The following is a 13559-nucleotide window of genomic DNA, read 5'->3' as shown; positions in this document are numbered from 1 at the left end:
TACTGCCTGCCATGGGGGGAACCCCTGAGCGACCCCTGATTCTGCGCCGGGGAGGACCCGGAGCGGGCACACGGATGATTGGATTGCCACATGTCCTCTTCGGCGCACGCTCCTGCGCGACCTCCGCGCGTGGCTGCACCGCCGCGCCCGCCGCTGACCCGCGACCGCGACTGTCTGGTGGCCGGCGTGAGCACCGGTCTCGCCCGTCACCTCGGTGTGCGCGTGGGGCTGGTGCGGACGCTGTTCATCGCGCTCACCCTGTGCGGTGGCGCCGGCATCCTGCTCTACGCCTGGTGCTGGGTCTTCATGCCGTGGGCCGAGGGTGACAGCGCACCGACGAGGCGGATGCCGGTGGCCTGGCTGCTGCTCGCTCCTGCCGCGGTCGGGATGCTCGTCGTCCTGGTCTGGCGCGGGGGCAGCGACTGGCTGAGCGGGTCGATCCCCCCGGATCTCGCCGCGGTCGTGGTGGGCGGCGCGGCGGCGTTCGCGACCGGTGCCGGGCTGTGGGCCACCCTCGTCGACCGTACCGACACGGCTCGTGGGCCGCGGCACACGATGACCGTGCGGGTCGTCGCGATCCTGCTGCTGGCGCTGCTGTTCACGGTGCTGCTCTCCTGGCCCGTCGCCCGGTCGGGGGTGGCGCTGGTGCTCCTCCCGCTCGCCGGGCTCGCCGCCGTGGTCGCGTCGGCCCTGATCCCACGCTGGCGCGAACTCTCCGGTGAGCGGGTCCGCCGCATCCGCGAGGAGCAGCGCAGCCAGATGGCCGCGCACCTGCACGACTCGGTGCTGCAGACGCTCGCGCTGATCCAGAACAGGGCCGGTGCCTCCAGTGAGGCCGCGCGTCTCGCCAGAGCGCAGGAGCGCGAGCTGCGGGCGTGGCTGTACGACGGTGACGCCCCGGCCGACAGCGACCTGCCGACGGATCTGCGTGACTACGCCGGAGCGCTCGAACTCGACTACCCGGTGCGCATCGACGTGGTCTCGGCCGGCCTCTCCGCCGAGCGCGCGAGTGGGGAGCTCGCGGCCGCGGCCAGAGAGGCGATCCTGAACGCGGCTCGTCACGCCGGTGGCGAGATCTCGGTGTACATCGAGGGCAGCGCGACCGGCGTCGACGTGTTCATCCGCGACCGCGGTGCCGGGTTCTCCCTCGACGACGTGCCCAGCGACCGCCTCGGGGTGCGGGAGTCGATCATCGGCCGGATGCGTCGCGCCGGCGGCTCGGGCGGGGTCCGCAGCGACGAGAACGGCACCGAGGTGCATCTGAGCATCACGTCCCGGGAGGAGAACCGTGGCTGACAGCATCCGCGTCGTGATCGTCGACGACCACTCGATCTTCCGCTCCGGTCTGCGGGCCGACCTCGATGCCAGTGTCGATGTGGTCGGGGAGGCTGCCGACGTGCCGTCCGCCATCGCGGTGATCGGCGCGACGCAGCCCGATGTGGTGCTGCTCGACGTGCACCTGCCGGGCGGCCCCGGCGACGACGCGACCGGGGGAGAGGCCGTGATCCGCGGCTCGGCGCCGACGACGGCCCGGTTCCTCGCGCTGAGCGTGTCGGATGCGGCGGCCGATGTCGTGCGGGTGATCCGCGCCGGCGCCCGCGGCTACATCACCAAGGGATCGTCCGGCATCGAGGTCAGCAAGGCCGTTCATGCCGTGGCCGACGGTGATGCGGTGTTCTCGCCGCGGCTCGCCGGCTTCGTGCTCGACGCGTTCGGGGCCGTCGCGGGGGAGACAGCGACCGCGACGGATGAGCTCGACCGGCTCTCGGCGCGCGAGCAGGAGGTCATGCGTCTGATCGCCCGCGGCTACGCCTACAAGGAGGTCGCGTCGGAGCTGTTCATCTCGATCAAGACGGTCGAGACGCACGTGTCGTCCGTGCTGCGCAAGCTGCAGCTCTCCTCGCGGCATGAACTCACCGCGTGGGCGTCGGAGCGGCGACTGCTGTAGTCGCTCCACCCGACCCGCTCAGGTCGAGCGCGGGGCGTCAGGCCGCGAGCCAGAGGCCCTTCTGATCCGTCGCGATGGTGAGTCCGGCGGCGACCGTCTCGTCGTCGCCGATCCTGGCGCCGCGGACGATGCGCGCTCCGGCGCCGACGTCGGTGCGGACACCCACGTACGCGTGGTCCCCGATCGCGGCTCCCTGACCGATGTGCGCGTGCGCATCGACGAAAGCTCCCTCGCCGACCACGGCGTCTTCGTCGATCCAGGCGCCGCGGGCGATGGTGGCCCCGGCGCCGACGCGCGCGCCCGGTTCGATATAGGCACCCGCCTCGATGTGCGCCTTCGGATGCACCTTCGCGCCATGCGCGACGAGACCTCGACCATTCGCGTGCTTGCGGTACCGCAGCGTCGCGCCCTGGTCGTTCTCGATGTCGACGTAGTTCTTACCCACGATTCCTCCCGTGCTCCGGAGTTCTCCGGATATATCAACAACCACGGCACGGGCGGATTCATTCCCGCGGATGGATGTAGGGAGCGCGGTGCGTTTCGGTTCGCTAGTCGACGCGGGTCGCCGCGGAACCGATCATCTTCGCGAGATCCGCAGGGCGGCTCCACATCGGCCAATGCCCGGTCGGGAGATCGATGACCTCGAGATCGTCGAGGGCATCGACCTCGGCGAACATGGGATGCCCGGCGCGAGCGAGTTCCAGAAGCTGAGCGCTGGGGATGGAGCAGCAGACGAGGGTGGTGGGGACTCGGCGGCGCGCCTCATCCGTGAGTTCCACGGGCTGCCGGAGTACCGGCCCGGGCTCGGGGACGGCTAGGGCACGGAAGCGCTCGAGCACGTCGGGGCTCAGACCTTCGAGGCTGGCCTGTTCTCCGAGGATCTCGAAGGGCGGCAAGGGCAGCTCTGCCACCGTGTCGGGGAGGTCGGGCGCGAAGACGCTTCCCGCTGCGACGGGGCCGGAGTCGACCCAGACGATCCGGCGGACGCGCTCGGGATGCCGGTCGAGGACGATGCTGAGCGGAGCGTTGGCCCCGCTGTGACCCACGAGCACCACGGGGTTCTCCACCGAGGCGTCGGCGCGGGCCATGGCCTCTTCGATCGCCACGGCCTGATCGTCGAGGGTCCGGGACGATCGCTCGGGATCGTGCGGGTCGAGGCCGGGGAGTGTCATCGCGACGGCGTTCTGCCCGTCGGTCGTCAGCCCTTCCTGCACCTCGTCCCAGGCCCACGCGCCGAGCCAGTGACCCGCGATCAGGATGATGGTCGGATTCTGTGTTTCTGTCGTCATGTCTCGATGCTCGCAGCAGCTCCGGACAGGTGTATGGCACTATTTCTGTCATGAATTCAACGAGGTGCCGGCGGTGAAGCGGACCGAGCGGCTCCATGCCCTGACCGAGATGCTGCGCCGCAACGGCACGCGAGGATGCACCGCGGAGCGGCTCGCCGCCGAGTTCGAGGTGTCCGTCCGCACTGTGAAGCGCGACCTCGCCGCGCTGGCGAGCAGCGGTGCGGCGGTGTGGTCGCGCCCGGGGCCCGGTGGTGGCTACGGGTTGGCATCGAGTGCCTCCCTGCCGCCCATCACGCTCTCACCGGCCCAGGCCGTGGCGCTCCTGGCGGCCGTCTCGGCGGCGCCCGACGCCCCCTACGCCGACCTGGCATCGGCCGGGGTGCAGAAGATCATGGACGTGCTCGATCCCCGCACGCGGGAGAGGGCCGCCGACCTGGGGCGTCGAGTGTGGGTCGACGGATCGCCCCCGTCCTCCCGCGCCGTCCGGTCGGTCCTCGAGGAGGCGATGGCCGAGCAGAGGACGATCCGGATCCGCTACACCTCCCTCGCCGGTGCCACGACCGCGCGTGAGATCGAGCCCGTGATGTTCGCATCCACGAACGGCCGGTGGTACCTGGTCGGCTGGTGTCTGCTGCGCGACGCGATGCGCTGGTTCGTCGTGTCGCGAATCGAGCAGGCTCGCATGACGAACACCGCCTGCAGCGGTCATACCGTGCAGGAGGTCGGGGCCCCGCCGGTGAACGCTCGGCCGGTGCATGTCGGCGGTTGAACGACTCGCGCCGTTCCTGCCCGATACTCAGTGCTGGCAGACCGGACACCAGAACGTGACGCGCTCGCGGGTCGGGTCGGCGCCCTGCTCGCCGCGCCGGATGAGGGTTCCGCAGCGGCGGCACGGGCGTCCGGCGCGGCCGTAGACCCAGGTGCCCTGGCCCGGACGGTCGATGCCCGTGAAGGTGCGGTTGCGGCGGTCGCGGTTGACCCGGATGGTGCGCACGCCGAGGTCGAGGAGGGCGGCCACATCCACCTCGGGTGTCGGCCGTGTCGGCAGGATTCCGCGCAGGAACAGGAGTTCTGCGGCGTATTCGTTGCCGAACCCTGCGACGTTGCGCTGATCGAGGAGGGCGACGTGGATGCTGCGGGTGTCGGCTCCGAGTCGTCGGAGGGCTTCAGCCGCATCCCAGTCGTCCGCGAGCGGATCGGGACCCAGATAGCCGACGAGCTGGTCCTCGTCACGAGTGGGCACGACCTCGATCTCGGCGATGTCGACCCCGACGGCATCACGCTCGGAGGTGCCGACGATCGCACGTACCTTGAAGGCCGGATGCCGCCATCTCTCGCCCGGGCGGTACGCGAACCACGCGCCGTCCATGCGCAGATGCGAATGCAGCGTGCTGTCGCCGATGCGCATGAGCAGATGCTTGCCGCGGGGAACGACGCCGTGCACGTGCTGCCCGGTCAGGTCGAGCGTCGCGAATCGGGGGACGCGGAGGTCGAAGCGGGTGACCTCGCCGCCCGCCAGCGCCTCGTCGAGGCGTCGCGCGGTGCGGAAGACGGTGTCGCCCTCGGGCATCAGGAAGCTCCCGGTCCTGCCCCGAGATGCGGCGGCGGCGGAAGCGGTGACGATACGGCGTTCGGAGCGGGCGGCGGAGGTGTCATCGTCGTTCCGGAGGCCGCCGCCGTGGTGCCCGTGCGGGCGAGCATGTCGCGGGCGAGCATCGTGCTGCCGGCGACGGCGACCGGCATGATCGCGACCGCGCCGCCGGGGATCAGGAAGCAGAGTTGTGTGGCGACGCCGAAGCCGAGCACCCGTGCGCGGCTGCCCGAGAACAGCGCGGCGCGATCGAGGGGGCTCAGATCGCGCGCATCGAAGGCGCGGCCGGTGAGCTCGCGCGCCAGCAGTCGGCCGGTCAGGACGACGCCGGCGACAGCGCCCAGGAAGCCGCCGACGCCCGGGATGAGGCCGATGAGAAGCACGGAGAGGGCGATGAGGATGCCGAGGAGGACCAGTCGCAGTCCCTCGCCGAGGGTGGTCCAGAAGCTGCCGCCGTCGGCGGGCGGGGGCGAGCCGAGGTCGACCTCGACCGCGTGCCAGATGCGCTGATAGAAGGGGTCGCCGATGGTCAGGGTCAGCGCGCTGAAGATCACGCTCGCGAGAGCCAGTGCGGCGGCGACGACGACAAGGCTCACGGCGGCGCGCAGCAGACCGCGCCACGGCTCGATCCATCCGTCGGCGAACGGGGTGAGCCACGTGGACAGCGACGGCATGCCGATCACCAGCGGCACGAGCAGGGCGGCGAGCACGATGACGGCGATGATCGCCGGGATCAGGCCCAGCACCATGAGGCCCGGTCGCGTGCGCCAGAGCCCGAATCCGCGCAGCAGGGTGCGGATGCCGGCGGCGAACTCTCGGATCATGGCTTCCAGCGTAGGGGGGGTCAGTAGTGGTAGCGGGCCTGCAGGATGATGACCTGATGGTCATTGGCGGTGTAGACCAGTCGGTTCGTCTCATCGATGCGCCGAGACCAGGCTCCGGCCAGAGCGTGCTTCAGCGGTTCCGGCTTGCCGATCCCCTCGAAGGGGTCGTCGCGCAGGACGTCGGTCAGGAGGAGGTTGATCCGCTTCAGAGTCCGACGATCCTCGGTCTGCCAATGGAGATAGTCCTCCCACCCCTGCGACGTCCAGACCAGTACTCGCGAGGTCATGCCTCGTCGAGTGGATGTTCTGCGACATCGCCCGCCTGTGCGGCGGCGAGAGCGACGAGCAGCCGGTTCGCATTCGCGGGGGAGCGCAGAAGGTGGCTGGTCTCGATCAGGGAGTCGTATTCGGACTTCGACATGAGGACGGCGGCGCCTCGGCGGGAGACGATCTCGATCTCGGAATGATCGAGGTTGACGCGCTCGATCAGGCCGAAGAGGTCGCGGCGCGCTTCGCTCGTGGTGATGGCCATGTGCATCCCTTCTGGTACCACTTATGGTACCACTCTGGATGGTTCAGACGACCTTGCGGAGGGTGTAGCCCCGCGGGGTGGCCACGAAGCCCGCCTCCTGCAGGGCGAGTGCGAGGTCGGTGCCGTAGACGCCTTCGCCGTTGATCTTCTCGACGGTCAGGGTGTCGAGTCGTCGGGCGCGTGCGGTGGCCGCGAGATCGGACGCGGCGGCGCGGAGCACTTCGCCGTCATCACTGAACGACAGCACGGTGCGGCCGCCGCGTTCGAGGGAGAGCACGAGGACGCCGTCGATCAGCACGACCAGGCCGCCCGCTTTGCGGCCCGGGCGATGCGAGACCCCGTCGAGCTTGGGCCAGCCGAGAGCCGCGCCATAGGGGTTGGCGGGGTCGGTGGCCGCGAGGGTCACGGCCTTGCGCGGCGGTGGATCGGCGAGCCCGGCGTAGGTGCGGAGTCGGTCGACCGTGCCGGAGGCGGCGAACTGTGCGGCGCCGAGCTTCTCGATCACATAACCGCGACGGCAGTGGCCCGCCTCTTCGAAACCGGCGAGCACGCGATAGGCCTGGGCGAAGCCACCGGGAACGCCCTCGGCCTGCACGGCTCCGCGCGTGACCACGCCGTAGCGGTCGAGCAGGAGGCCCGCGGTGACGGTGGCGCGGCGGGCGGCATCCGTCTCGAGCGCTGGCAGCAGCGACCAGCGCCCGCCGATCGACGTCGGCCGAGGCGCAGGGGAACCCGTGAAGGACACGCCACGGTAGGTGCGAGCGCGGGGAGCCCGGCGCTTGACCTTGTGCGCCTGCGAACCGCCGGCGAGGAGTGAGCGGATGGGGCCGAACGTGTCGTTCGTGACGTAGCCCGACCACGTCAGCGACCACAGCGCCTCGAGCACGGACTGCTCGTTCTCGGCCGCCGCCATGTCTTTCAGCTGCGCCGCGAAGTACGCGCCGCCGACGTCGAGCGCGATGAGGATCCGAGACTCCAACGAGTCGGAAGCGATCTCGGCGTCGCGCTCCGGCAGCGTGAACGGCGCAAGGTCGACCGGATGCAGCGACACCCAGCCGTCGCGCCCCGGGAGGGTGCCGTGACCGGACCAGATGACCTCGCCCGCCGCCGTGAGCTCGTCGAGCATCGCAGGGGAGTAGTCGCGCACACGAGAGGGGAGGACCAGCGATTCCCACGCGCTCGCGGGGATCGGCACGCCGGCGAACTGCTCGATCACGCTCAGCACACCGTCGACGCCCTCCAGCGGTCGGCCCACGTGCTGCCAGTCGGGCAGGAAGCGGGCATACGCCTCGGGGGAGACCGGCTCCACCGACCCGCGGATGGCCGCGAGCGAACGCATCCGCAGGCGTCGCAGCACCTCGCTGTCGCACCACTCGATCGCGTCGCCGCTGCCGGCGGCCTCGGGCAGGAAGTAGCCGCTCGTGAGTCGGCCGGCGTTCTCCAGCCGCTGCAGGGTGTGGCGGGCCACCGCGGCTCCGAGTCCGAACCGGGTGGCGACGGCATCCGTCGTGAAGGGGCCGTGCGTGCGGGCGTGCCGGGCGACGAGGTCTCCCAGCGGGTCGGCCAGCGGTTCGAGGAACGCCACCGGGATGCCCGTGGGGAGTGCGACCCCGAGCGCATCGCGCAGTCGGCCCGCGTCTTCGATCGCAGCCACCCGGCTCACGCCGCCGATCGTCACCGGAATCGCGCGCCGGGCGGTGATCAGGTCGCTGAGCAGTGCGGCGGCGGTCGCGGTGTCGACGGACTCGGCCTCCGCTTCGAGCACACTCGCGGGGTCGAGACGAGCCGCGACCTCTTCCGCATCGAGCGGTCCGAGCATCCGCAGCAGGTCAGCGACGCCCTCGAGACCGCGGGCACGGCGGTCCGGATCGAGTCGCTGCGCCTCCCGCTCGAACTGTGCGATCACCTCGGGGTCGAGCAGCTCGCGGAGCTCGACGGTTCCCAGCAACTCACCGAGAAGCGCGGGGTCGACCGAGAGCGCGGCGGCGCGGCGCTCGGCGAGCGGCGAGTCGCCCTCGTACATGAAGGCGCCCACGTATCCGAACAGCAGGTCGCGGGCATACGGCGAGGGCTGACCGGGCTCGGTCTCGACCAGGCGGATCCGGCGATCGGCGATGGAGGTCGCGAGCTTGCGCAGGGACGGCAGGTCGTAGACGTCTTGCAGCACCTCGCGCAGCGTCTCGAGGATCACCGGGAATGTCGGATGCCGCCGCGCCACCTCGAGCAGCTGCGCCGACCGCTGCCGCTGCTGCCAGAGCGGCGTGCGCTTCTTCGGGTTCATGCGGGGCATGAGCAGCGCCCTGGCCGCGCACTCGCGGAACCGCGAGGCGAACAGCGCGGAGCCGCCCACCTCCTCGGTGACCAGGTGCTCCAACTCGTCGGGCTCGAACACGAACAGCTCGGCTCCGGGCGGCTCGGCTTCGGCATCGGGGATGCGCACGATGATGCCGTCGTCGCTCGCGACCGCCGATCCTTCGACACCGAGGCGCTCGCGCACGCGGGCGTTGATGGCCAGCGCCCACGGCGCGTGCACCTTCATGCCGTACGGGGAATGCAGGATGACCCGCCAGTCGCCGACCTCATCGCGGCCGCGCTCCACGGTGAGCGTGCGGTCGGTGGGGAGCGTGCCCGTCGCCTCGCGCTGCTCGGTCAGGTGCGCCATGAGATTCGCCCGCGCCTGCTCGTCGAGTCCGGCGTCGATCAGTCGCTGCGCCGCCTTCTCGGGGGTCGCCGCCGACACCTCGCGGGAGAACGCTCCGAGCGCCTCACCGAGCTCGAAGGGGCGACCGATGCCGTCGCCGTGCCAGAACGGCACCTTGCCGGGCTGGCCATACGCGGGGATCACGTTGACACGGTCATGGGTGATCTCGGCGATGCGCCAGCTGGTGGTGCCGAGCGTGAACACGTCGCCCACGCGCGACTCGTAGACCATCTCCTCGTCGAGCTCGCCGACGCGGGCACCGGTGCTCTCGCCCGCGACGAACACCCCGAACAGGCCGCGGTCGGGGATGGTGCCGCCGCTGGTCACGGCGATGCGCTGAGCTCCGGGACGCCCGGTGAGGGTGCCGGCATCACGATCCCACACGAGCCGCGGCCGCAGCTCGGCGAACTCGTCGGAGGGGAAGCGCCCGGCCAGCAGGTCGAGCGTCGCTTCGTACGCCGAGCGGGGCAGCGACTGGAACGGCGCGGAACGGCGGACCGTCTCGAACCACTCCTCGACGCTGATGGCTCCGAGCGCGCTCGCGGCGACCGTCTGCTGCGCGAGGATGTCGAGCGGATTGCGCGGAACCTGGATCGCCTCGATCTTGCCCGCCAGCATCCGCTCGGTGACGATCGCGGTGTGCAGCACGTCGCCGCGATGCTTCGGGAAGAGGGCGGCACGGCTGATCTCGCCCACCTGGTGCCCGGCGCGGCCGACGCGCTGCAGCCCGGAGGCTGCAGACGGCGGGGCCTCGACCTGGATCACCAGGTCGACCGCGCCCATGTCGATGCCGAGTTCGAGACTGCTCGTCGCGACGACGCAGCGCAGCACGCCCGACTTGAGCTCTTCTTCGACCTGGGCGCGCTGCTCTTTCGACACCGAGCCGTGGTGCGCCTTGGCGAGCACGGGGTCGGCGCCCGCGGTCGCTCCCGCCTGCGCCATCATCGCGGCCGGAACGGTCGCGGCCGGGAGCTCGACCCCGATCCGCTCGGAGTAGATCTCGTTCAGGCGGCCGGTGAGGCGCTCGGCAAGCCGACGGGAGTTGGCGAACACGATGGTGGAGTTGTTCTGCAGGATGCGGTCGACGATCGCCTCTTCGACGTGGGGCCAGACCGACCCGGTGACCTCGCTGTACTCGGCATCCGCCGCCTCCCCGGGCACCCCGGGCGGCGGGGGCGGGTTGGTCATGTCGTCCATTGGCACGACCACCCCGAGCTCGAAGGTCTTCGATGCCGGCGGTGCGACGATCTCGACCGGTGCGGAGCCGCCGAGGAAGCGCGCCACCTCGTCGATGGGGCGGACCGTGGCCGAGAGCCCGATCCGCTGCGCCGGGGTCTCGATGCCGTTGAGCCGGCGCAGCGCATCGAGGCGTTCGAGGCTCACGGCGAGGTGCGCACCGCGTTTGGTCGCGGCGACCGCGTGCACCTCGTCGATGATCACGGTGTGCACCCCGCGCAGGGTCTCGCCCGCGCGGCTCGTGAGCATGAGATACAGCGACTCGGGCGTCGTGATGAGGATGTCGGGCGGATCGGAGACCAGCTTGCGGCGGTCGCTCGACGTCGTGTCGCCCGAGCGCACGCCGACCGTCACCGCGGGGGCGGGCACCCCGAGCCGCCGGGCCGACTGTCCGATGCCGATGAGCGGGGACCGCAGGTTGCGCTCGACGTCGACGCCGAGGGCCTTCAGCGGGGAGATGTAGAGGATGCGGGTGCGCGGCTCGCCCTTGGCCGGTGGGGCAGTCTCGGTCATGCGCTCGCGGAACACGCTGTCGATCGCCCAGAGGAACGCCGACAGTGTCTTGCCGGAACCGGTCGGAGCCACCACGAGCGCGTGCTTGCCCGCGGAGATCGCGTCCCACGCACCCGCCTGCGCGGGAGTGGGCGCGGGGAAAGCCCCCCGGAACCAGTCCTGGGTGGCGGGGGTGAAGCGTTCGAGCACGTCGCTCATCCCTCCATCTTCGTCGAGGCCGGGGACATCGGGGTCGCCACACCCGCACGACGACGCCACGCCGGCACGAGCGGACGGGGGGATCCGATCGTGCAGGCGTGATCGCGTCGTGCAGGTGCGCCGCGCGTCACGACCCCAGCGAGACCTCCTGCAGAGCCCCCTCGCCGTCGATCTCGAGCGTCAGATCGAGGTCGAGTCGGCGCAGGAACGCGTCGTCATGGCTGACGACGAGCACCGCTCCCCGATAGGAGCGCAGCGCCTCGACCAGTTGATCGACCGTGTCGACGTCGAGGTTGTTGGTCGGCTCGTCGAGCACCACGAGGTGCGGTGCGGGATCGGCGAGCAGCAGCTTCGCCAGCGCCACCCGGAAGCGCTCGCCGCCGGAGAGGGCGGACACCGGGCGCTCCGCCGTCGCGCCGCGGATCAGGAACCGGGCGAGCCGGTTGCGCAGCTCCTTCTCGGGAACCTGGGGCGCCGCGGCCGCGATGTTCTCGAACACCGATCGCTCCTCGTCGAGGCCGTCGACCCGCTGTGGCAGGTAGCCGATCAGGTCGGTGTGGGCCTCGATGTGCAGGGTCGGGCGTTCATAACTCCTCAATTCTTCGGCTGAATCGGCCGAAGAGCCGTGTTCCGGGCCATCGGCCGCCGTTTTTGAGGAGTTGTGAACACCGCCCGCGACCAACCGCTCCAACAGCGTCGTCTTGCCGGCGCCGTTCCGGCCGATCAGGGCCACACGCTCCGGACCCTGGATCACCCAGGCCCGCTCCTCGTCGCCGACCGTCGCGATGCGGCGGCTGCGGGACACCTGCGGATCGGGCAACTCGATCTTCATCGACGAGTCCGAGCGCACGCGGCGCCCGGCCTCCTCACGCGCAGCATGCGCGGCCTCCTCCTTCGCCCCGACCTCGGTGCGGAGTCTGCCCGCCGACACCTCGGCCGCCATCTTGCGGCCGTGCGCGATGATCTTCGGGACCCGCTTCTCGATCTCGGCCTTCTTCGCCGTGCGGGCGCGATGCGCGAGTTTGACCTCGGCCTCGATCCGCTGCCGCTTCTCCTTGCGGAGCACCTGGGCGGCAGCGACCTCGGCCTGCTTCGCGGCATCCTGCTCGGCATCCAGCCAGGTACGCCACTCCGAGTACGGACCGCCGAACACGCTCAGCGTCTGGGCGTAGAGCTCGGCGGTGTCGTCCATCAGCTCCAGCAGCGACAGGTCGTGGCTGACGACGATGAGCGTGCCCTTCCACGCGTGCACCATCGCCGCGAGCTTCGCCCTGGCGTCGCGGTCGAGGTTGTTGGTCGGCTCGTCGAGGAGCGTGATCGGCGCGCGACGCAGGCGGATGCCGGCGATCGCGACGAGCACGGCCTCGCCGCCGGAGAGTTCCCCGACCCTGCGGTCGAGGAACTCCGGCGCGAGGCCGGCTTCGGCGAGCGATGCCTCGGCCCGTGCCTCGATGTCCCAGTCGTCGCCGACCGCGTCGAAGTGGGCCGGGTCGACATCGCCGGAGCTGATCGCCCGCACGGCGTCGAGCGCCCCGGAGACGCCGAGCAGTTCGGCGACGCGGCGGTCGACGTCGAGGGTCAGCTGCTGGGGGAGGTACGCGACCTCACCGGATGCCGTGACGATGCCCGAGGTCGGTTCGAGCTCGCTGGCCATCAGCCGCAGCAGCGTGGACTTGCCGGCGCCGTTGCGGCCGACGAGGCCGGTGCGTCCGGAGCCGAAGGCCCCGGACACGCCGTCGAGCGCGACCGACCCGTCGGGCCAGGTGAAGGTGAGTCGGTCGAGGACGACCGACGCGTGAAGAGTGGTGGGGGTTGACATGAGTGTCTCCTGTCGAGTGCGAGGGTGCACTGACACCGAGCCCCGGCCGGGCGTGAACACGTCACGGATGCGGAGGGGTGGGTCTGCCGTGGAGTCGGCGATCGTCGGGTCAGCGCGCGGAAAGAGGAGCGCGGAGGCGACGGATCAGATCAAAGGACTTCCAGACACGGCGGACAGGACTCCCCGACGATACCCGGGCGTGTCGGAGTTTCGCAACCCCGGGCGTGTCGCGGAGTGGTCGCGTAGCTCAGCTCTTCGCGATCCCGTCGATCCACTTCATGAGGAAGCGGTGCACGTCGGTCAGCTCCTCTTCGGAGATGCTGTGCGTGAGCCCGGTGTACACCCGGCCCGACAGGTCGGAGTGGCCTGGCAGCCACTGCGCCGTGTGATCGACCAGCTCGGGCGGGATGACGTCGTCGTGCGTGCCGCGCCCCCAGAAGACCGGCGGGCGCAGCTCGGCCAGTGCCTCATCGTGCGGCAGTTCGCCGGATGCCACGTAGCCGCTGAGCGCCGCGACCGCGCCGAAGCGCTCGGGTGCGAGTCGGAGAGCCTGCAGCGACACCGCCGCGCCCTGCGAGAAGCCGAGCAGTGCGACCGAGGGGGCATCCACTGCCGCGACGTCGAGCCAGCGCAGGAACGCCTCGGCGGCGACCGTGACCGCCTCGGGGCTGCGTCCGTCGAGCCCCTCGATCGCGTACCAGGACCGCCCCGGCATCGGCCACGGCGGCGCGAGGGGAGCGGCCACGGAGGCGACGGCGATGCCCTCGGGGAGGTACGGGACGAGTCCGAACAGGTCGTGCTCATCCGCCCCGTAGCCGTGCAGCAGTACCAGCAGCGGCATCCGTGCGCGGTTGGAGGTCGACCAGCGGGTCGCGGTGTCGTCGATCGTCAGGTTCTCGCTCACACCG

12 protein-coding genes are annotated in these 13559 nt (G+C 70.9%); 3 read left to right on the top strand and 9 right to left on the bottom strand.

The genetic code is table 11. The features are described from left to right. Nucleotides 1-129: 129 nt before the first annotated feature. Nucleotides 130-1296, top strand: coding sequence for an ATP-binding protein (locus OC372_RS07630; RefSeq protein ID WP_231481675.1), 1167 nt, complete (start codon nucleotides 130-132; stop codon nucleotides 1294-1296). Continuing rightward, nucleotides 1289-1948: a LuxR C-terminal-related transcriptional regulator gene (locus tag OC372_RS07625; RefSeq protein ID WP_215070350.1), complete on the top strand. Its 660-nt coding sequence runs from the start codon at nucleotides 1289-1291 to the stop codon at nucleotides 1946-1948. Before OC372_RS07630 ends, OC372_RS07625 begins: the two co-directional genes overlap by 8 nt. 37 nt (nucleotides 1949-1985) lie before the next feature. Here OC372_RS07625 and OC372_RS07620 read toward each other — a convergent pair whose 3' ends face one another. Together OC372_RS07620 and OC372_RS07615 are read right to left on the bottom strand one after the other, a co-directional pair. After that, on the bottom strand, nucleotides 1986-2393 hold the full coding sequence (locus tag OC372_RS07620; protein WP_029261372.1) for a DapH/DapD/GlmU-related protein: 408 nt from the start codon (nucleotides 2391-2393) through the stop codon (nucleotides 1986-1988). Nucleotides 2394-2496: 103 nt separating this feature from the next. Continuing rightward, entirely contained in the window at nucleotides 2497-3237 is a 741-nt protein-coding gene (locus OC372_RS07615) for an alpha/beta fold hydrolase (protein WP_262001390.1), read from the bottom strand. A 73-nt stretch (nucleotides 3238-3310) separates the two neighbouring features. Between OC372_RS07615 and OC372_RS07610 the strand changes: the two genes are divergently transcribed. Beyond that, a complete protein-coding gene (locus OC372_RS07610) occupies nucleotides 3311-4006 on the top strand; it encodes a helix-turn-helix transcriptional regulator (RefSeq protein ID WP_262001389.1) in 696 nt (231 codons plus the stop codon). Between the two features lie 27 nt (nucleotides 4007-4033). Here the strand turns inward: OC372_RS07610 and OC372_RS07605 are convergent, their stop codons facing one another. From OC372_RS07605 to OC372_RS07575, 7 genes are all read right to left on the bottom strand, one after another. After that, nucleotides 4034-4807, bottom strand: coding sequence for a DNA-formamidopyrimidine glycosylase family protein (locus OC372_RS07605; protein WP_029261375.1), 774 nt, complete (start codon nucleotides 4805-4807; stop codon nucleotides 4034-4036). Beyond that, complete coding sequence (locus tag OC372_RS07600) at nucleotides 4807-5652, bottom strand: EI24 domain-containing protein (protein ID WP_262001388.1); 846 nt, start codon at nucleotides 5650-5652, stop codon at nucleotides 4807-4809. Before OC372_RS07600 ends, OC372_RS07605 begins: the two co-directional genes overlap by 1 nt. 20 nt (nucleotides 5653-5672) lie before the next feature. Beyond that, nucleotides 5673-5939, bottom strand: a complete 267-nt coding sequence (locus OC372_RS07595; protein ID WP_029261377.1) for a Txe/YoeB family addiction module toxin — start codon at nucleotides 5937-5939, stop codon at nucleotides 5673-5675. Continuing rightward, nucleotides 5936-6184 carry a type II toxin-antitoxin system Phd/YefM family antitoxin gene (locus tag OC372_RS07590; protein ID WP_091029280.1) on the bottom strand — a complete coding sequence of 83 codons (249 nt, stop codon included), beginning with the start codon at nucleotides 6182-6184 and terminating at the stop codon, nucleotides 5936-5938. Before OC372_RS07590 ends, OC372_RS07595 begins: the two co-directional genes overlap by 4 nt. Before the next feature lie 43 nt (nucleotides 6185-6227). After that, nucleotides 6228-10832, bottom strand: a complete 4605-nt coding sequence (locus tag OC372_RS07585) for an ATP-dependent helicase (protein ID WP_262001387.1) — start codon at nucleotides 10830-10832, stop codon at nucleotides 6228-6230. Nucleotides 10833-10959: 127 nt separating this feature from the next. After that, the gene (locus tag OC372_RS07580) at nucleotides 10960-12651 is read right to left on the bottom strand and encodes an ABC-F family ATP-binding cassette domain-containing protein (protein ID WP_262001386.1); all 1692 of its coding nucleotides are present in this window, start codon (nucleotides 12649-12651) and stop codon (nucleotides 10960-10962) included. Between the two features lie 247 nt (nucleotides 12652-12898). Next, nucleotides 12899-13555, bottom strand: a complete 657-nt coding sequence (locus OC372_RS07575) for an alpha/beta hydrolase (RefSeq protein WP_262001385.1) — start codon at nucleotides 13553-13555, stop codon at nucleotides 12899-12901. Nucleotides 13556-13559 lie beyond the last annotated feature (4 nt).

The organism is Microbacterium sp. Mcb102 (assembly GCF_024519805.1).
Lineage (GTDB): Bacteria > Actinomycetota > Actinomycetes > Actinomycetales > Microbacteriaceae > Microbacterium.
This window is presented reverse-complemented; position numbering and strand designations above follow the sequence as displayed.

What these genes read in the sequence shown, in the direction of transcription:
- OC372_RS07615 (WP_262001390.1), bottom strand. Translation starts at nt 3,237, where the DNA reads ATGACGACAGAAACACAGAATCCGACCATCATCCTGATCGCGGGTCAC.
- OC372_RS07605 (WP_029261375.1), bottom strand. Translation starts at nt 4,807, where the DNA reads ATGCCCGAGGGCGACACCGTCTTCCGCACCGCGCGACGCCTCGACGAG.
- OC372_RS07600 (WP_262001388.1), bottom strand. Translation starts at nt 5,652, where the DNA reads ATGATCCGAGAGTTCGCCGCCGGCATCCGCACCCTGCTGCGCGGATTC.
- OC372_RS07595 (WP_029261377.1), bottom strand. Translation starts at nt 5,939, where the DNA reads ATGACCTCGCGAGTACTGGTCTGGACGTCGCAGGGGTGGGAGGACTAT.
- OC372_RS07590 (WP_091029280.1), bottom strand. Translation starts at nt 6,184, where the DNA reads ATGGCCATCACCACGAGCGAAGCGCGCCGCGACCTCTTCGGCCTGATC.
- OC372_RS07585 (WP_262001387.1), bottom strand. Translation starts at nt 10,832, where the DNA reads ATGAGCGACGTGCTCGAACGCTTCACCCCCGCCACCCAGGACTGGTTC.
- OC372_RS07580 (WP_262001386.1), bottom strand. Translation starts at nt 12,651, where the DNA reads ATGTCAACCCCCACCACTCTTCACGCGTCGGTCGTCCTCGACCGACTC.